12 protein-coding genes are annotated in these 19,748 nt (G+C 68.8%); 8 read left to right on the forward strand and 4 right to left on the reverse strand.

The genetic code is table 11. The features are described from left to right. Positions 1–5: 5 nt before the first annotated feature. Positions 6–2,618: a valine--tRNA ligase gene (valS, locus tag E6C64_RS17990; protein ID WP_136429091.1), complete on the reverse strand. Its 2,613-nt coding sequence runs from the start codon at positions 2,616–2,618 to the stop codon at positions 6–8. 223 nt (positions 2,619–2,841) lie between these two features. Continuing rightward, entirely contained in the window at positions 2,842–4,164 is a 1,323-nt protein-coding gene (locus E6C64_RS17995; protein WP_136429093.1) for an MFS transporter, read from the reverse strand. Positions 4,165–4,323: 159 nt separating this feature from the next. Between E6C64_RS17995 and E6C64_RS18000 the strand changes: the two genes are divergently transcribed. Continuing rightward, positions 4,324–5,562 (forward strand): LCP family protein, encoded by a 1,239-nt coding sequence (locus E6C64_RS18000; RefSeq protein ID WP_158437926.1) that lies wholly within the window; start codon positions 4,324–4,326, stop codon positions 5,560–5,562. 158 nt (positions 5,563–5,720) lie between these two features. Here the strand turns inward: E6C64_RS18000 and E6C64_RS18005 are convergent, their stop codons facing one another. Then, positions 5,721–7,571 (reverse strand): phosphoenolpyruvate carboxykinase (GTP), encoded by a 1,851-nt coding sequence (locus E6C64_RS18005; protein ID WP_136429097.1) that lies wholly within the window; start codon positions 7,569–7,571, stop codon positions 5,721–5,723. 184 nt (positions 7,572–7,755) lie between these two features. Between E6C64_RS18005 and E6C64_RS18010 the strand changes: the two genes are divergently transcribed. The 6 genes from E6C64_RS18010 to ndk all read left to right on the forward strand — a co-directional run bounded on the left by E6C64_RS18010 (position 7,756) and on the right by ndk (position 15,930). Further along, positions 7,756–9,186: a helix-turn-helix transcriptional regulator gene (locus E6C64_RS18010; RefSeq protein ID WP_136429099.1), complete on the forward strand. Its 1,431-nt coding sequence runs from the start codon at positions 7,756–7,758 to the stop codon at positions 9,184–9,186. Then, positions 9,186–9,731, forward strand: coding sequence for a helix-turn-helix domain-containing protein (locus tag E6C64_RS19305; protein WP_233255713.1), 546 nt, complete (start codon positions 9,186–9,188; stop codon positions 9,729–9,731). Before E6C64_RS18010 ends, E6C64_RS19305 begins: the two co-directional genes overlap by 1 nt. A gap of 358 nt (positions 9,732–10,089) precedes the next feature. Continuing rightward, entirely contained in the window at positions 10,090–13,512 is a 3,423-nt protein-coding gene (ileS, locus tag E6C64_RS18020; protein ID WP_136429101.1) for an isoleucine--tRNA ligase, read from the forward strand. Beyond that, positions 13,505–15,055: a bifunctional folylpolyglutamate synthase/dihydrofolate synthase gene (locus E6C64_RS18025; protein WP_136429103.1), complete on the forward strand. Its 1,551-nt coding sequence runs from the start codon at positions 13,505–13,507 to the stop codon at positions 15,053–15,055. Before ileS ends, E6C64_RS18025 begins: the two co-directional genes overlap by 8 nt. Further along, positions 15,052–15,474: a DUF4233 domain-containing protein gene (locus tag E6C64_RS18030; RefSeq protein WP_233255715.1), complete on the forward strand. Its 423-nt coding sequence runs from the start codon at positions 15,052–15,054 to the stop codon at positions 15,472–15,474. The genes E6C64_RS18025 and E6C64_RS18030 overlap by 4 nt, the downstream gene beginning before the upstream one ends. A gap of 39 nt (positions 15,475–15,513) precedes the next feature. Beyond that, the gene (gene ndk / locus E6C64_RS18035) at positions 15,514–15,930 is read left to right on the forward strand and encodes a nucleoside-diphosphate kinase (protein WP_136429107.1); all 417 of its coding nucleotides are present in this window, start codon (positions 15,514–15,516) and stop codon (positions 15,928–15,930) included. A 147-nt stretch (positions 15,931–16,077) separates the two neighbouring features. Here the strand turns inward: ndk and E6C64_RS18040 are convergent, their stop codons facing one another. Next, the gene (locus E6C64_RS18040; protein WP_233255716.1) at positions 16,078–16,725 is read right to left on the reverse strand and encodes a vitamin K epoxide reductase family protein; all 648 of its coding nucleotides are present in this window, start codon (positions 16,723–16,725) and stop codon (positions 16,078–16,080) included. A gap of 337 nt (positions 16,726–17,062) precedes the next feature. On the opposite strand from E6C64_RS18040, the gene E6C64_RS18045 reads away from it, so the two are divergent. Then, entirely contained in the window at positions 17,063–19,681 is a 2,619-nt protein-coding gene (locus E6C64_RS18045; protein ID WP_136429109.1) for an Rne/Rng family ribonuclease, read from the forward strand. Positions 19,682–19,748 lie beyond the last annotated feature (67 nt).

Raw genomic sequence — 19,748 nt, forward strand, 5'->3', positions numbered from 1 at the left:
TCCCCCTAGAGAACTTCGCTCGGTTCGAGAACGATCCCCGTCACCGCCAGATCGGTGCCGCGTTCGAACGAGAGATCGCCGATCTTACCGACTGCCTTGAGGTCTCCCTCGGCAAGCTGCAGGAGCGCCACCTGATCCTCCGGACCAGAGATGGTGGCGGAGGTGACGAGCGTCTTCTGCGACGCCTTGGCCTCGGTCTTCGCGCGGCGGATGCCGATCAGGGCGGCGCTCGCGAGCTTCAGCAGGGCGGTGTCGGCGGTCTCGGGCAGAGTTCCGGGCACGGGCCAGGCCGCCTGGTGCACGGATCCCTCGGAGTACCAGGACCAGGGCTCCTCCGTCGCGAAGGGCAGGTACGGTGCGAACAGTCGCAGAAGGGTGTCGAGCGCTTCGCGGAGCGCGGCGACGGCCGAGGCCTGGCCGCCATCCTCCATCTCGTCGCCCCCGTAGGCGCGCTCCTTGACCAGCTCGAGGTAGTCGTCGCAGAAGGTCCAGAAGAACTCCTCGGCCGTCTCAAGGGCACGGGCGTGGTCGTACTCCTCGAGCGCGGTCGTGGCGGTGGCGATCACGGCGTCGAGGGTGGCGAGCATGCTCCAGTCGAGCGGATGCGTCACGGCATCGCGACCGAGCGTGCCGTCCGAGGCGAAGCTGAGGATGAACTTCGACGCGTTGAGGATCTTGATCGCCAGGCGGCGGCCGATGCGGATCTGGGTCGGATTCTGCGGGTCGAACGCCGCGTCGGTGCCGAGCCGGCTGGAGGCCGCCCAGTAGCGGACGGCGTCCGATCCGTGCTGCTCGAGCATGTCGGCGGGCGTCACCACATTGCCTTTGGACTTGGACATCTTCTTGCGGTCGGGGTCGACGATGAAGCCCGAGATCGCGGCGTGCGACCACGGCTTCTGGCCCTCCTCGAGCAGGGCGCGCAGCGTCGTGGAGAACAGCCAGGTGCGGATGATGTCCTGCCCCTGGGGGCGCAGGTCGTACGGGAAGACGAGGTTCCACAGCTCTTCGTCGCGCTCCCAGCCGCCCGCGAGCTGCGGGGTCAGCGACGAGGTGGCCCACGTGTCCATGACGTCGAGCTCGCCGACGAAGCCGTTCGCCGCGCCGCGCTGATCCTCGGCGTAGCCCGGGGGCACGTCGGTGGACGGGTCGATCGGCAGCACGTCCTCGCCGGGCACGAGCGGCTGCTCGAAGACGGGGTTGCCGTCGGCATCGAGCGGATACCAGACGGGGATCGGCACTCCGAAGAATCGCTGACGGGAGATCAGCCAGTCTCCGGCGAGGCCGCGCACCCAGTTCTCGTAGCGCACGCGCATGAAGTCGGGCAGGAACTCCATCTCCTTGCCCGCGGCGATCAGGCGGTCGCGCAGCTCCTGGTCACGGCCGCCGTTGGTGATGTACCACTGGCGGGTCGAGACGATCTCGAGCGGACGGTCGCCCTTCTCGAAGAACTTCACCGGGTGGGTGATGGCCTTCGGCTCCTCGAGCAGCTCGCCGGTGGCGCGGAGCAGCTCGACTATGGCCTGCTTCGCTGAGAACACCGTCTTGCCGGCCAGCTGGGCGTAGGCGTCGATGCCGGCGTCGGTCGTGATGACGTCGGGTGCCTCGGTGCGGAATCGGCCGTCGAAGCCGATCACCGCGCGGTTGGGCAGATCGAGCTCGCGCCACCAGACGACGTCGGTGACGTCGCCGAAGGTGCAGACCATCGCGATGCCGGTGCCCTTGTCCGCCTGCGCGAGGTGGTGGGGGAGCACGGGCACGTCGACGCCGAAGACCGGCGTCGTCACCGTGGTGCCGAAGAGCGGCTTGTAGCGCTCGTCGTCGGGGTGCGCGACGAGGGCGACGCAGCTCGGGAGCAGCTCGGGGCGGCTGGTCTCGATCTCGATGTTCGCGCCGTCGGGGGTGTGGAAGGCGATCCGGTTGTAGGTTCCGGGCTGCACGCGATCCTCGAGCTCCGCCTGAGCCACGGCGGTGCGGAAGGTGATGTCCCAGAGGGTGGGGGCGTCGGCCTGATAGGCCTCGCCGCGAGCCAGGTTGCGCAGGAAGGCCTTCTGCGAGGCGGCGCGGGCGTCGTCGCCGATCGTGCGGTAGGTCTGAGTCCAGTCGACGCTCAGCCCGAGCGCCCGCCAGACCGCCTCGAACTGCTTCTCGTCCTCGACCGTCAGCTCTTCGCAGAGCTCGATGAAGTTGCGACGCGAGATCGGCACCTGATCAGCGGCTTTGCTGCTCTTGTTGTCGCCGCCCTGATAGGGCGGCACGAAGTCGGGCGTGTAGGGGAGGGTGGGATCGCAGCGGACGCCGTAGTAGTTCTGCACCCGGCGCTCGGTCGGGAGGCCGTTGTCATCCCAGCCCATCGGATAGAAAACGGTCTTGCCGCGCATGCGCTGGAAGCGCGCGATGACGTCAGTGTGGGTGTAGCTGTACACGTGCCCGATGTGCAGCGATCCGGAAGCGGTCGGCGGCGGGGTGTCGATGGAGAAGATGCTGGAGCGAGTGGCGCCCTCGCGCTGGAACCGGTAGACGCCGGACTCCTCCCAGCGCTCGCCCCACTTGGTCTCGAGGCCCTCGAGTGCCGGCTTGTCCGGGATCGCTGACGGTGATGCGGCGTTGTCCAGGGACATGGCGGGGCTCCGGTTCCGTTATGTGCGGCACCGCGTGAGGGTGCCTTTTGTGACCGCGCGTTGCGGTGACTAAAGGGTACCGGACGGGGATGGCCATGCTTCGTTGGTCGAGGAGGGCGCCCCGCGCCCGTCTCGAGACCGGTTGCCGCGGTCCCGACCGCGCTCAGCCGGGCTCGAGACGGTCGTGAACGGCCTCCTCGACCAACGAAGGTTGTTCGGGTATCTAATCCGCCATGACAGTCGAAGGCGTCCGCTTCGCCAGCACCCGGGCGGCCAGGATCGCCGAGATCAAAGTGGCCGCCGAGAGGATGCCCAGCACGATGCCGGGGTGCCACCAGGCGTTCCCGGTCGCCTGGCCCAGTCCCGCGGTGACCGCGGGGACGAAGCCGGCGATGAGCGCGCCGATGCTGTACGAGAAGGACAGGGCCGAGTAGCGGAAGTCGTCGTCGAAGAGGTCGCTCATCAGGCCCCCTAGCGCCGCCCAGCTGAGCGTGGGCAGGATGCCGCCGATGATCATCGTGGCGACCAGGATCTCGAAGCTCGAGAACTGCAGCAGGAAGTACATCGGGAACGCGATCAGGAGCGTTCCGGCGGCGCCGATCGCCACGACCCTGGCGGAGCCGATCCTGGTGGCGAGCCATCCGAAGGTGGGGATGGTGATCAGCTGCAGGAGCCCGCCGACGGTGGTGGCGATGAGCAGGTCCTGGTAGGTGAAGCCGAGCACGGCGACCCCGTAGCCGACCGTGTAGGTGTTCATCAGCGAGTAGGACCCGATGCCGAGCAGCGAGACGCCGACGGCGATGAGCAGCACGACCGGCTGGCGATGGAACATCGTGACGAAGGGGATGCGATCGCGGCGGTCGGCGGCCACGAGGTTCTTGAAGACGGGCGTCTCGTCGATCGACCAGCGCAGGTAGAGCGAGACGGCGAGAAGCGGCAGTGCGACGAGGAAGGGGATCCGCCAGCCCCACGCGGCGAGGTCCTCGGGCGTCATGACGAAGGTCAGCACGAGGAAGGCGACGGCGGAGAGGATCGATCCGACGGGGGACCCGAGCTGAGGGAACGAGGCGTAGAAGGGGCGTCGCCTGGCGTCGGAGTGCTCCGTGGCGAGCAGGATCGCGCCACCCCACTCGCCGCCGAGCGAGATGCCCTGAGCGAGGCGGAGGATCACCAGCGCGACGGCGCCGAACCAGCCGGCAGCCGCGTAGGTGGGGAGCACGCCGATCAGGCCGGTCGCGACGCCCATCACGGCGATGGTCACGAGCAGGGTCGTGCGCCGGCCGAGCCGGTCGCCGAGGTGGCCGAACACGATCGCGCCGATCGGGCGCACGATGTAGCTGATGCCGATGGTGAGGAACGCGGTGAGCGTCGCTCCGAAGGTGCCGAGCGGCGCGAAGAACAGCGGTCCCACGAAGAACGCGGCGAAGTAGGCGTAGACGTAGAAGTCGAACGACTCGAGGGCGGTTCCGACGAACGACGCCCAGACCACCCGGCGGGTCGTGCGGGGTGGTGCGGCGAGTGCGGGGGCGGGAGCTGTAGTGGTCATGGCCTCGAGAATTCGACGATCGGCGGCGCAGCGGTTTTCTGCACCGAGTACAGAAAGCTAACGGACCGCCGAGGTATTCCCGATCGTGCCGTCGGACATGAGCTCCGCTCCGCGCGGATGTCAGCGATGCAGCCGCCCCCATGGTCTAGGTTCTCCTGCATGGATCCGGCGACCCAGGCTCGGCACCGGCTTGCCGGCCGGCAAGACGCGGCTGCCCCGGTCATGTATCTGCTTCGTCTGCTGGCACTGGCGCTCGCCGTCGTGGTCGCCAGCGTGGGATCCGTCGCGGGGATCGCCGTCTGGTCGCTGACCAATCAGGTGACGGACAACGCGATCGACATCGGCAACGGCGACGCAGCGCCGATCCCCTCCATAGGAGCCCTTGCCGGATCGTTCAACATGCTGATGGTGGGCGCCGACAACGCCCCGGACCAATCCGGCTTCGGCGAGACCCGTGACGCCACCCTCAACGACGTCAACATCCTCATCCACGTGTCGGCCGATCATCAGAACGTGACGGTCGTCAGCCTTCCGCGGGATCTCGTGATCTCGCAGCCCGAATGCACCGATCCGACGAGCGGCGAGGTGTACGACGCGGTCGACGACGAACCGCTCAACGGCGCCTATCAGCGCGGCGGGCTCGGCTGCGTGGTCGCCACGGTGAGCGCGGTCACCGGCCTCGAGATCCCGTACGCCGCCCTCTTCACCTTCGCAGGAACGGTCGCGATGGCAGACGCCGTCGGAGGCGTGCCGATCTGCCTGACGGACGCGATCCAGGACACCGATTCAGGACTCGACCTGCCCGCCGGCACCTCGGTCGTCTCGGGTGCGACCGCCCTCGCCTATCTCCGCGATCGCCACGGCATCGCGGGGGAGAGCGACCTCTCGCGCATCTCGTCGCAGCAGGCGTACATGTCGTCCCTGTTCCGGGTGATGACGAGTGCTGGGACGCTGTCCGATCCGACCAAGCTGTACGGATTGGCGGAGGCCGCCGCGACGAGCATCAGCCTGTCCGAGTCGCTCGCGAGCGTGGACCGGATGGTGGCGATGGCGCTGGCGATCAAGGACGTCAGCCTCCAGAACATGGTCTTCGTGCAGTATCCGGTGCTCGATGATCCCGACGACGCAGCCAAGGTCATCCCGGACGACGTGCTCGCCCCGGTGCTCGCCGGGAAGCTGGCCAGCGACACGCCCGTCGTGCTGTCCGCGGATTCGCTGGGGCAGAGCGTGACCCTCGATCCGTCCGCGCCGGCCCCGGCTGCCTCGACGGATCCGGTGGCACCCGATCCGGCAGCGACCGACGCCGCGGGGGACCCGGTCGCGACCGCCCCGCCCGTCGATGAAGGCCTGTCGGGGATGAACGCCAGCCAGACCACCTGCTCCATCGCCGCCGACTGAGCCGAAGACTGAGCCGGGCGGACACGTGGCCGGGCAACCTTCACGGATCAGGTCTTCGAGCACGGTTCAGGCGAAAACCGCCTGAACCGCGTTCGAAACCGCAGAATCGCCTGAACGGTGAAGATCGCCTGATCCGTGGAGGAGGTGGTGCGAGGAGGTCAGCTGGGCAGCCGGGACTGGAGGTCCCAGCGCAGGGTGTGCAGGTGGTCCTGCAGCGCCTGCGGCACCCGGCCGTCGAAGCGGGCGAACAGCGCCTCGGTCTGCTCCGTCTCCGCGAGCCAGGCGCCGGGGTCGACGTCGAACAGCTCGTCCCAGGTCTCGTCGGTCATCGGCAGGCCGTCGAGGTTGAACTCCTCGCGGGTCGGCAGCTTGCCGGCGGGCGTGGGCACCGACGACGCGGTGCCCTCGATCCGGCGGACGATCCACTCGACCACACGGCTGTTCTCGCCGAAGCCGGGCCAGAGGAACGAGCCGTCAGCATCCTTGCGGAACCAGTTCACCTGGAAGATCTTGGGCGCCGTGCGGCCGAGGGCGCTGCCCATCTTCAGCCAGTGATCGAAGTAGTCGGCCATGTTGTAGCCGCAGAACGGCAGCATCGCGAACGGGTCGTGGCGCAGCTGACCGACCGGGCCCTCTGCGGCGGCGGTCTGCTCCGAGGAGATCGTCGCGCCCATGTAGACCCCGTGCGCCCAGTCCACCGACTCGGCGACCAGCGGGATGTTGGTGGAGCGGCGGCCGCCGAAGATGATCGCGTCGATGATGACGCCGTCGGGGTCATCCCACTCGTCCGCGATCGTGGGGCACTGATCGGCGGGAACGGTGAAGCGCGAGTTCGGGTGCGCGGCCTTCGCCTCGAGGGACGAGGTCCAGTCGGCGCCCTGCCAGTCGATCAGCTTCTCGGGCGACTTGGGGGTGAGGCCCTCCCACCAGACGTCGCCGTCCTCGCGCAGCGCGACGTTGGTGAAGATCGTGTTGCCCCAGATCGTGGCGACGGCGGTCGGATTGGTCGCCGTCCCGGTGCCGGGGGCGACGCCGAAGAAGCCGCGCTCGGGGTTGATCGCACGGAGCCGCCCATCGGCGGTGGGCCGCAGCCAGGCGATGTCGTCGCCGATGGTCTCGACCCGCCATCCCGGGATCGTGGGGTGCAGCATGGCGAAGTTCGTCTTGCCGCAGGCAGAGGGGAACGCGGCCGCGAGGTTGTAGCTGCGGCCCTCGGGTGAGGTGACCTTGACGAGCAGCATGTGCTCGGCGAGCCAGCCCTCGTCGCGCGCAAGCACGGAGGCGATCCGCAGGGCGAAGCACTTCTTGCCGAGCAGGGAGTTGCCGCCGTAGCCCGATCCGAACGACCAGATCTCGTGCGTCTCGGGGAAGTGGGCGATGTACTTCGTGTCGTTGCACGGCCACGGCGTGCTCGGCAGCCGGGTGCCGTCGGCGGTGATGAGCGGCGAGCCGACGCTGTGCACGGCGGGCACCCAGTCGGTGTCGGGGCCGATCTGCTCCAGCGCCTCCGTGCCCATGCGGGTCATGATCTGCATCGAGATGACGGCGTAGGGGGAGTCCGTCAGCTGCACGCCGAGCTTGGAGAGCGGGCTGCCGATCGGGCCCATCGAGAACGGGACGACGTACATCGTGCGTCCGCGCATCGTGCCGTCGAAGAGGCCGGTCAGCTCAGCGCGCATCTCTGCGGGCGCTCGCCAGTTGTTCGTCGGGCCGGCCTGGTCCTCGGTCTCGGAGCAGATGAAGGTGCGCTCCTCGACTCGGGCGACGTCGCTCGGGTCACTGCGGGCCAGGAAGCTGTTGGGGCGCCACTCGGGGTTGAGCTTGATCAGCGAGCCTTCCGCGACGAGCTCCTTGGTGAGCATGTCCCACTCCGATGCCGTGCCCGTGCACCAGACGACGCGCTCCGGCTGCATGAGGGCCGTCATCTGGTCGACCCACGCCGCGAGCCTGGCGTTGCGGGTGCGGGCGGACGATGCGAAGCCGGTTGCGGGGGAGTCGATGACCGTCATGGTGATGACCTCTCTGTTCGGCGCGTCTGCGCAGTCTCCGGCGCCTGACATCGACGCTGCCCGGGTCACGCAGACGCGATTCCGGGAGGAAACTTGTGGGGTGTCTCGATCATCCCGCCCGCACGATGCCCGTTGCAGAGCTACACTTCCGAAAGAAGCGCGTAATTTATCAGGGAGATAAGCAATGGATGTGCTCACGGTCGGCCGACGGATCCGGCACTTCCGCAAGCAGCGCGGCTACACGCTCGACGTGCTGGGGGAACGGGTCGGACTGGCGGGCAGTCAGCTCTCCCTCTTCGAGAACGGCCGGCGGGAGCCGCGGCTCTCGCAGCTCCAGTCGATCGCCACGGCGCTGGACGTCGAGCTGACCGGACTGCTCACCGACGAGGCACCGGATGCGCGCGCGGCGCTCGAGATCGAGCTCGAGCGCGCCCAGTCGACGAGCCTCTACCGCTCACTGCAGCTGCCGTCGGTGCCGACAAGTCGCACCCTCCCGCAGGACACCCTCGAGGCCCTCGTCGGCCTGCACCGCGAACTGACGCGGCGCGCGACCGAGGCCATCGCGACACCCGAGGAGGCGCGGAGGGCCAACACCGAGCTCCGCCGCGAGATGCGCGGACGGGACAACTACCGCCCCGACCTCGAAGCGGAGGCCCTCAAGCTGCTCGCCGTCGTCGGCCACGAGCGCGGAGCGCTGACCCACCACAACGTCGGTCGGCTCGCTCGGCACCTCGGCTTCGAGATCATCCACGTCGGCGACCTGCCGCACTCCACCCGCTCGGTCACCGACCTCGAGAACGGCCGCATCTACCTGCCACCGGCCTCGATCCCCGGTGGCCACGGGCTGCGCGCGCTGGCGCTGCAGGCGATGGCGCACCGGGTGCTCGGCCACCGCGAGCCGCCGAGCTATGCCGAGTTCCTGCAGCAGCGCCTCGACATCAACTACTTCGCGGCGGCCTGCCTGATGCCCGAGACCTCGAGCGTGGAGTTCCTCTCGTCGGCCAAGGCCCGCCGGGATCTCGCCATCGAGGACTATCGGGACGCGTTCGGCGTGACCCACGAGGCGGCCGCACTGCGCTTCACGAACCTCGCGACCAAGCACCTCGGCCTCCAGGTGCACTTCCTGCGGGTCGGCGACGACGGCGGCATCTACAAGGCGTACGAGAACGACGGCCTTCCCCTGCCGACGGACGTGAGCGGGTCGGTGGAGGGACAGCTCGTCCCGCGGGTATGGGCGGCGCGCACCGCGTTCGCGCGGACCAACCGGACGACCGAGTTCTATCAGATCACCGATACGCCGAGCGGCACCTTCTGGTGCTCGGCTCAGACCGGCACGACCCTCTCGGAGGAGTTCTCGATCACCGTCGGCGTCCGTTTCGCCGACTCGAAGTGGTTTCGAGGCCGCGAGACGCGCGTGCGCTCCCAGTCGGCCGAGCCCGACGTGTCCGGCCAGCCGGAGGTCGGCGAGCTCTCCGCGCGTTGGAAGGGAAAGGCCTGGCCGTCGGCCAAGCTGCACGCGCACATCCTGTCGCCGCTGCCCACGGGAACCTTCCCGGGCGTCGACGACCTGGAGATGTACCGCTTCCTCCAATCCCACTCCGACTCGGACTCCTAGTGGCGGAGACTGCAGGGCGGCCCCGCCGGTCATCGCAGGCGACGCTGCTCGACGCGGCGGCGGAGCTGTTCCTCGAGCAGGGCTATGAGCGCACCTCGATCGACCAGATCGCCCAGCGCGCAGGAGTCGCCCGGGCGACCTTCTTCAACTACTTCTCCGCCAAGGGCGACCTGCTGTGGGCGGAGCTGGATCCGCTGCTCGCCGAGTTCGGGGGTTCCGAGGGCGCGTTCGCGGATCGGGAAGCGGCGGCATCCGCCCTCCTCGGGCTGGCGGGCCGGGTGGCGTCGGCGCCCGTCGTGATGATCGAGCGTGAGCTGATGGGCACGGTCACCGACCTGGCCGTCGCGGGACTTCCGCGGATGATCGCCCTCACCGGCGCCGTCCGCGATCGCCTGCATCAGGGTGGCGCCTCGTTGCCCGACGCCTCGGCGCTGGCCGCAGCCCTGGTGGCGGCATCCGTCGCAGGGGGAGTGGCGTGGCTCGACGCGGGCGACGGCCGCGGCCCGCTGGCGGAGCACGTGGAGCGAGCGGTTCGCGCGAGGTGACGCAGATGGTGGGTGTTCGCCAGCTGACTTGACGCGAATGGTGGGTGTGAGGCGCTGGCACCCACCATTCGTGACAAGTCGTGCGTCGCCGGGTGACCGACGAGACGGGCTACTCCGTCGGGGTGGTGGCGGGTACCATGGGCGCATAGGCATCGATCCGGCATCACCGGGGAGTCTCCGGAAGAACGGCCGAGCAGCTCGCGAGAGCGGCGGAGCCCAGTAGAACCGGACGGGTCGGCCCGTCATCGCCGACATCGAGTGGGCGCTCGACCGCGAAACGCAAGCGGGCGCCAAACGGGGTGGTACCGCGTCGCAAGGCGTCCTCGTGAAGTGAACATCACGACACGAGAGACCCTGCATGTATCCCAAGGATGCGCCCCGCACCACCGCTTCAGAAGCCACCGGTCTGACCGAGAACAACGCCTTCCAGAAGGCGTCGCCTGGAGTTCCGCCGAGCCCGAAGTTCCCTCAGATCGAGGAGGGGATCCTCGAATTCTGGAAGCAGGACGGCACCTTCCAGGCATCCATCGACCAGCGCGAGGGCGCTCCCGAATGGGTGTTCTACGACGGCCCGCCCTTCGCCAACGGCCTGCCGCACTACGGGCACCTGCTGACCGGCTACGCGAAGGACGTCTTCCCGCGCTTCCAGACGATGCGCGGCAGGCAGGTTCACCGCCGATTCGGCTGGGACACCCACGGACTGCCCGCCGAGCTCGAGGCGATGCGCCAGCTCGGCATCACCACCAAGGCCGAGATCGAATCGATGGGCATCGGCGCCTTCAACGCCGAGGCGCGTGCCTCCGTGCTGCGCTACACGGGGGAGTGGCAGGACTACGTCACCCGATCCGCTCGGTGGGTCGACTTCGAGAACGACTACAAGACGTTGGACACCTCCTTCATGGAGAGCGTGCTCTGGGCCTTCAAGCAGCTCTACGACAAGGGACTCGCCTACGAGGGCTTCCGCGTGCTGCCGTACTGCTGGAACGACGAGACGCCGCTGAGCAACCACGAGCTGCGGATGGACGACGACGTCTACAAGATGCGCCAGGACCAGTCGGTCACGGTCACCTTCCCGCTGGTCGGCATCAAGGCGGAGGCGCTCGGACTGACCGCCGCCCGCGCGCTCGCCTGGACCACGACGCCCTGGACCCTGCCGACGAACCTGGCGCTCGCCGTCGGACCCGACATCGCCTACGCGGTCGTCCCCGGCGGCCCGAACGGCACACCCGACTCGGAGGCGCCGGACGGTCTCGCGAACGAGATCGGCGAGGGGATCCCGCTCGACCGCGAGGTCCTGGGCGCCGACTACGTGCTCGCCGCCGACCTCGTGGGCGCGTACTACAAGGAGCTCGGCTACGACAGCGCGGCGGAGGCGACGGCGGCGATCAGCCGCACCCTCCTCGGCCGCGAGCTGGAGGGCGTGCACTACGACCGGCTCTGGGACTACTACGCCGACACCGAGGTGTGGGGCACCGAGAACGCCTGGCAGATCCTCGTCGCCGACTACGTCGCCACGGGCGAGGGCACGGGCATCGTGCATCAGGCGCCCGCCTACGGCGAGGACGACCAGCTCGTCTGCACCGCGGCCGGCATCCCGACCATCATCTCCGTCGACGACGGAGCCAAGTTCCTGCCGAACATCTCCGAGGTCGCAGGCCTGCAGGTGTTCGACGCGAACAAGCCGCTGACCCGGCTGCTCAAGGAGAAGGGCCGCCTGTTCCGTCAGGCGAGCTACGAGCACTCCTATCCGCACTGCTGGCGCTGCCGGCGACCGCTCATCTACAAGGCGGTCTCCAGCTGGTTCGTGCGCGTCACCGACTTCCGCGACGACATGGAGCGGCTCAACCAGGAGATCACCTGGGTGCCCGAGAACGTCAAGGACGGCCAGTTCGGCAAGTGGCTCTCCGGCGCCCGCGACTGGTCGATCTCGCGCAACCGGTTCTGGGGCAGCCCGATCCCCATCTGGCGCAGCGACGACCCGGAGCACCCGCGCGTAGACGTCTACGGCTCGTTCGAGGAGGTCGAGCGCGACTTCGGGCGGCTGCCGCTGAACGACGCGGGCGAGCCTGATCTGCACCGCCCGTTCATCGACGAGCTGACCCGCCCCAACCCCGACGACCCCACCGGGAAGTCGACCATGCGCCGGATCGAGGACGTCTTCGACGTCTGGTTCGACTCGGGGTCGATGCCGTTCGCCCAGGTGCACTACCCGTTCGAGAACGCGGACTGGTTCGACGAGCACAGCCCCGCCGACTTCATCGTCGAGTACATCGGCCAGACGCGCGGCTGGTTCTACACGCTGCACATCCTCTCCACCTCGTTGTTCGGGCGTCCCGCCTTCAACAACGTGGTCAGCCACGGAATCGTGCTCGGCAACGACGGCCAGAAGATGTCCAAGTCGCTGCGCAACTACCCCGACGTCAACGAGGTCTTCTCTCGGGACGGCTCCGACGCGATGCGCTGGTTCCTGATGTCCAGCCCTGTGCTGCGCGGCGGAAACCTCGTCGTCACCGAAGAGGGCATCCGCGAGGGAGTGCGTCAGCTGCTGCTGCCGCTCTGGAGCACCTATTACTTCTTCACCCTGTACGCGAACGCGAGCGGCCCGGATCACGAGGGCTACGAGGCAGCCCGCAGCGTCGCCTCGGACGATGTGCTCGACCGATACATCCTCGCCAAGACCCACGACCTCGTCGCGGCGGCGACCGACGACTTCGAGGCGCTGGACGCGAGCTCCGCCGCCCTGGAGCTGCGCGACTTCGCCGACGTGCTGACGAACTGGTACGTCCGCCGGAGCCGCGACCGGTTCTGGAGGGGCGAGACCGCCGCCTTCGACACGCTGTTCACCGTGCTCGAGACGGTCACCCGCCTGGCCGCGCCACTGCTGCCGCTCGTCTCGGAGAGCATCTGGCAGGGTCTGACCGGTGGCCGCAGCGTGCACCTCACCGACTGGCCCGAGGCGGAGGAGTTCCCGGCGGACGACGCGCTCGTCGCCACCATGGACGCCGTCCGCGCCACCGCGTCCACCGCCCTGGCGCTGCGCAAGCAGTCCGGGCTCCGAGTGCGCCTCCCGCTCTCCGGGCTGACCGTGGTCACCGCCGACGCCGCGGCGCTCGTGCCGTTCGAGGGGATCCTGCGGGACGAGCTGAACCTCAAGAGCATCACGCTCGTCGACCTCGCCGGCACCAGCGCGACGGAGTACGGCATCGAGTCCCGCCTCAGCATCAATGCTCGAGTGCTCGGACCGCGGATCGGCAAGGACGTGCAGCGCGTCATCCAGGGCTCCAAGGCCGGCAACTGGTCCGAGACCGAGGGAGTGGTGACCGTGGACGGCATCGCCCTGCAGGCGGGGGAGTACGACCTCGCGCTCGAGATCTCCGGCGGCCAGGAGGGCGCCGCCGTCGCCCTCCTCCCGGGAGGTGGGTTCCTGCTGCTCGACACCGTCGTGACCGACGAGCTCGAGGCGGAAGGCCACGCCCGAGACCTGATCCGCGACATCCAGCAGGCCCGGCGCAGCGCCGGCCTCGACGTTTCGGACCGGATCGACCTGCACCTGGTCGGCGACTCCGACCTGCTCGCCGTCGTCGCCGCACACCGCGAGCTCATCTCCTCCGAGGTCCTGGCGGTCTCGCTCGACGCCACCGAGTCTGAAGGCGACGAGGGGGTCCACCTCGCGAGATGGCCCGACAGCCATGTCGTGGTCAGCGCATCCCGTTCATGGGGTGCATCGAACGGCGGACGCCTCGAGCTGCGGAAGACTGGACCGGTGACCGTCGATGCCTGATCAGGAAGATGCCGTGCCGAACGATTCCCTCTCCGCCGACGACCGCGACCGCGACGACCGGGATCGCGACGACCTGCCCGACGACGGGCTCGACGGCGTGGACGATCCCTTCGACGGCGGGTCCGATGACGACTTCCGAGTCGACAACCTCCGGGTCGACGACTCGGACCGCGACGACCTGAAGCCGGTCGATGAGGACGCTGACGAGTACCGCGAACTGGCCGACGAGGTCTACGAGGAGCTCCTGCAGCGGCTCGGCGAGGGATCCCCGCAGCCCCGCCTCGAACCCGTCCGTCGGGTGGTCGAGCTGCTGGGCGATCCGCACCGCGCCTATCCGATCGTGCACATCACCGGCACGAACGGCAAGACGAGCACAAGCCGGATGATCGAGAGCCTGCTGCGGGCTCACGAGCTCAGCACCGGCCTGCTCACCAGTCCGCACCTCGCACGCTTCTCCGAGCGGATCCTCATCAACGGCGAGCCGATCAGCGACGAGCGGCTGGTCGCCAACTGGCGCGACATCGAGCCGTACATCGCCATGATCGACGCCGGCCTCGAGGAGGCGGACGAGCCGGCGATCACCTACTTCGAGGCGATCGTCATCCTCGCCTTCGCCAGCTTCGCCGACGCACCCGTCGACGTCGCGGTGATCGAGGTCGGGATGGGCGGCGAGTGGGATGCCACCAACGTCGCCGACGGGCAGGTCGCCGTCTTCGCACCCATCGCGCTCGACCACGAGAAGCGGCTTGGCGCCACCGTGGCCGAGATCGCCCGCACCAAGTCGGGCATCATCAAGCCGCTCGCCTCCGTCGTGTCCGCCGCGCAGGATCCGTCCGCGCTCGCCGAGCTGGAGCGCGCGGTCGTGCTCAGCGAGGCGCATCTCGCGGTAGAGGGCATCGACTTCGGGGTCGACTCCACCGTGGCGGTGGGCGGCCAGCTGCTCACCATCCGCGGTCGCGCCGGCACATACTCCGACGTCTTCCTTCCCCTCTACGGCGCGCACCAGGCGCATAATGCGGCGCTGGCCGTCGCGGCGGTGGAGTCGTTCCTGGGGGACGCCGGAACCGCGCTCGCCCCCGAGCTCGTCGTCGAAGGCCTCGGTGCCGCGACATCACCCGGGCGCCTGCAGCTCGTGGGCGTCGAGCCGAGCGTGCTCGTCGACGCCGCCCACAACCCGCACGGCGCCGTCTCGCTCGCCGAGGCGCTGCAGAGCTACTTCACCTTCGACCGGATCACTGCGGTGGTGGGCATCCTGGAGGACAAAGACGCCGACGGGATGATCCGCGCCATGGCGCCGATCGTCGACCGCTTCATCGTCACGACGGCCCCCTCCGATCGCACGACGGACGCCGAGACGCTCGCCGACCTGGTGATCGACATCGTCGGAGAGGAGCGGGTGTCGGTGGAGCCGTACGTCCGCGATGCCCTGCTGGCCGCGCGCGAGTCGGCCAAGGAGAGCGCGAACGGCGCCGTCGTCGTGTTCGGCTCGATCACCCTCGTCGGCCAGGCGATGGAGATCGCGGCGGCGGAATCCTGGAAGTGACCACCGCTCCCGACCCGTCTGCAGCGCCCGCCGGTCGACCCGGGCGGGTCCGCAGGCGCCGATCGACCACCGAGAGCCTCGGCTCGATCGTGATCTCGTTCGAGGTCGTGATCGTCTTCCTCGCCGCTCTCGTCGTCTTCGGCCTCGGTCGGCTGCCCGCGGCGCTCGCCCTCGGCGGCGGGGGAGCGCTGCTGCTGCTCATGATCGTCACCGTGCCGCTGCTTCGCTATCCGGTGGGCGTCTGGCTCGGCTGGATCGCTCAAGCGGTGTTCTTCGCCGCCGGGTTCCTGGTCAGCGAGATCTTCTTCGTCGCGGCGATCTTCATCGGCATCTGGACGTACTGCATGGTGATGGGCGGCCGGCTGGATCGCGCTCGCCGCGCTGCAGAAGCCGCCGAGCCCGACCCGTCATCGCTCTGATCCATCCCCTCGGACAACCCCCAACGCAAGGAGAAACGCGTGAGCGTCGAAGAAACCCTGGTCCTCGTGAAGCCCGACGGCGTCGCCCGCAACCTGACGGGCGAGATCCTCGCCCGCATCGAGGCCAAGGGCTACTCGCTGGTGGACATCAAGCTCGTCGAGGCCAGCCGCGAGCTGCTCGCGGCGCACTACGCCGAGCATGAGGGCAAGCCCTTCTACGAGCCCCTCGTCGAGTTCATGGAGTCCGGCCCGATCGTGGCGATCCGGGTCGCCGGCAACCGCGTGATCGAGGGCTTCCGCTCGCTGGCCGGCACCACCGATCCGACCACTGCAGCGCCGGGCACCATCCGCGGCGACCTCGGACGGGACTGGGGACTCAAGGTCCAGCAGAACCTCGTGCACGGCAGCGACTCGGTCGAGTCCGCCGCGCGCGAGCTCGCTCTCTGGTTCCGCTGAGTCTTCCATTGGTCGAGTAGGGCGCTCGCGCCGTATCGAGGCCCCTGCGGCCGAGGGCCTCGATACGGCCCTGGCGGGCCTACTCGACCAACGAATCTGATCGAGGGCCTCGACACGGCCCTTGGGCCCACTCGACCAGCGAGCTGATCAGAACAGCACGGTCAGGAGCAGCGGGAAGTTGCTGAGGATGATCGCGACGATGACCAGGTAGTCGATGAGCACGACCAGCCAGGTCCACTTGAGCGCGGATCGGAAGAAGCTCGCCGCACTCTCCGGCAGGCCGAAGTTGCGTCCCAGGTTGTTGACCGTCCCGTACCAGAACAGCGGGATCGTGAACAGCCAGACGAGCATGCAGTACGGGCACAGCGTGCCGATCACGAACACCGTCTGGACCATCAGCCAGTGGATGAAGACGATCGCGAACAGCAGCCCCGCGTTGTAGAGCACCCAGAACCAGCGTGCGAACCGGGCGCCGGCGAGCAGTCCGACGCCGACAGCGACGGGGGCTGCGAATGCCGCGAGGCCGATCATCGGATTCGGGAATCCGAAGAGCGATCCCTGCCAGCTCTGGATGACCGGACCGCACGAGACGAACGGGTTGATGTCGCAGTTGAGCGGCACACCCGGGTTCGTGATGAGGGCGAAGCGCTCGATGATCAGCGTGAACGATCCGTAGAGGCCGACCAGGCCGGTGACGATGAAGAGGATCGCGATCCAGACCGGCTGCCGCGCACCCGCCATCGCCGCGGCGGCGGCGGGCTCGGTGTTCGGGCGCGCAGCGGTCCGGGCGGTCATGCGAGGAATTGTCGCACGCAGATCCTGACCGCTCGCGGACCCCGCGCGCTCCAACCGAGCGGATTCCGGGGAGCGATCACGAGAAGTGGAGCTGTGCATCCTTCGCGCGGTGGGGGCGTGCGGCGGGGTGTCATGCGATAATGAGCCAGTGCCCGCGCCGCGCGCGGGCAGAAGACTTCTCCGGAGTCGCAGGTGCGACCCGGTCATCGCGGAGCCAGCCTCCGCACAGCGCCGCAAGGCGTGAGCGAATCGCTCGATCCAGGATTCGGTGGACACGTTCCACCGCGAAGCATCAGGTGTGGCGGCGCGGACCCGCATCTGCAAGGAGTCACCAGCGATGGTGGATGAGAAGAGCACAGAAGAGGCCCCGAAGCGCAGGAGGACATTCCTCCGCCGAGGCGCGAGCGAGGGCCCTGACAGCACGCACCTGCCCGAGACGATCGGCGCCATCCGCGTGCCCGTTGCCGACAGCTCCGTCGACGACAGCGCCGCCGACGGCAGCTTCAACGGCAGCGGCCCCAGCGACAGCGCCGGAGCTCAGGCCGCTGAGGTGGCCTCATCGTCGGAGGAGATCATCGAGGTGGGCGGCATCGAGGTCGACGTGATCGTCGTCGACGTCGTGGAGCCTGCGGTCGAGCCGGATGATGTGCCCGCCTTCGTGGATGTCATCGAGGACGCACCCTCCGCCGAGGCACCCGCCGATCCTGTCGGAACCGACCCGGCGCTCGTGGATGCCGAGGCGCTCGACCTCACGGCGTCCGAGGACATCGATCGGAGCTCGCTCGAGTCCGACGCGGCAGTGGCGTCCGAATCCGAGCAGCCCGCCGCGTCAGCCGAGCCCGCCTTCGTCGCGCCTCTCAGCCCTCTGCAGCTGCTCTTCAAGGCGCCTCCCGTGTTCGCCCAGGTCGATGTCGACGAGGCACCCCCGGTCGATCCCATCGACGACGGGTCCGGGCAGCAGCAGTCCGCATCGAGCCGCCGGCGCTCGCGTCGTCGCTCCGGCGGATCGCCCGACGCGCCCGATGAGGTGTCGGTCCGCGAGACCACCCGCCCCGTGCAGCGCCCGCGCGTCGTCGAGGAGATCACCGAGCCGCAGCGCGTCCGCGGCTCCACCCGCCTCGAGGCCAAGAAGCAGCGCCGCCGCGACGGCCGCGATGCCGGACGCCGTCGCACCGTCATCACCGAGGCCGAGTTCCTCGCCCGCCGTGAGTCGGTCGACCGCACCATGGTCGTCCGCAGCTCATCCGACAAGATCGAGATCGGCGTGCTCGAGGACGGCGTCCTGGCCGAGCACTACGTCGCGAAGTCGCAGAACGTCTCGCTGATCGGCAACGTCTACCTCGGGCGCGTGCAGAACGTGCTGCCGAGCATGGAGGCCGCCTTCGTCGACATCGGGCGCGGCCGCAACGCCGTGCTCTACTCCGGCGAGGTCGACTGGGAGGCCGCTGCGGCCGAGGGCGAGAAGAATCAGCCCCGTCGCATCGAGCTGGCCCTCAAGCCCGGCGACCGCGTGCTCGTGCAGGTCACGAAGGACCCGGTGGGTCACAAGGGCGCTCGCCTGACCAGCCAGGTCTCGCTGCCCGGCCGCTACCTCGTCTATGTGCCGAACGGCTCGATGAGCGGCATCTCACGCAAGCTGCCGGATATCGAGCGCGCCCGCCTCAAGCGCATCCTCAAGGAGGTGCTGCCCGAGGGCGTCGGCGTCATCGTGCGCACCGCCGCCGAGGGCGCGACCGAGGAGCAGCTGACCGTCGACGTCAAGCGGCTGACCGCCCAGTGGGAGTCGATCAGCGGCCAGCTCGAGAAGGCCCAGGCCCCTGCGCTGCTGCACAGCGAGCCCGACCTGCTCGTCAAGATCATCCGCGATGTCTTCAACGAGGACTTCGCCCGCCTGGTCATCGCCGGTGAGGAGGCGCAGTCGACCATCGGCGGCTACCTCGGCGCCGTCGCGCCCGACCTGCTCGAGCGCGTCGAGAAGTACGAGGGCAGCGGCGACGTGTTCGCCGCATTCCGCGTGCAGGAGCAGATCGACAAGGCCCTCGATCGCAAGGTCTGGCTGCCGTCGGGTGGATCGCTCGTCATCGACCGCACCGAGGCCATGACGGTCGTCGACGTCAACACCGGCAAGTTCGTCGGGTCCGGCGGCAACCTCGAGGAGACCGTCACCAAGAACAACCTCGAGGCCGCGGAGGAGATCGTCCGCCAGCTGCGTCTGCGCGACATCGGCGGCATCATCGTCATCGACTTCATCGACATGGTGCTCGAGAACAACCGCGACCTCGTGCTGCGGCGGCTCGTCGAGTGCCTGAGCCGCGACCGCACCAAGCATCAGGTGGCCGAGGTCACCTCGCTCGGTCTGGTGCAGATGACCCGCAAGAAGCTCGGACTCGGCCTCGCCGAATCGTTCGTCGAGAACACCGGCAAGAACGCCGAGCAGCCGCGCCCGCAATCGCAGCAGCAGGGCGACTCCCGCCGACGCAACGGGAACGGCAATGGCAATGGAAACGGCAAGCAGTCGGCCACCCCGCCGCGCCCTGCTGCAGGCAGCACGCACTCGATCACCGATGACGCCCGCAACGCGCTCGCCAAGATCGCCGCGAGCACGCTGCACAAGGACGCCGTCGAGAGCGAGCTTGCCGCCGAGCACGGCAACCCGCCCGCCACCGAGGCCGCGCCCCAGCGGGTCGTCTTCGAGCCGGTGTCCGAGGCTGCCACTCCCGAATCCGTCTCCGAGGCGATCATCGCGCTGCCCGAGGCCTCGTTCCCCGAGATCGTGCTGCCCGAGCTGGCCCTGCCGGAGGTGGCGCCTCCTGCGCCTCGCGCCAAGGCGGCCGACGCGAACTCCCTGCTCGAAGGGGTGCTCGATGCCCTGCCCGAGCCGAAGAAGCCGGGTCAGGGTCGCTCACGCAGCCGCCGCGTCTCGACCGCCATCCTCACGCCCGACTCCAAACAGTAGGGATTCAGCCGAGGGCCTCGATACGGCGCCGGCGCGTCTTCTCGACCAACGAGGTTCACATCGAACT

The organism is Naasia lichenicola, assembly GCF_004801885.1.
Taxonomy (GTDB): domain Bacteria; phylum Actinomycetota; class Actinomycetes; order Actinomycetales; family Microbacteriaceae; genus Naasia; species Naasia lichenicola.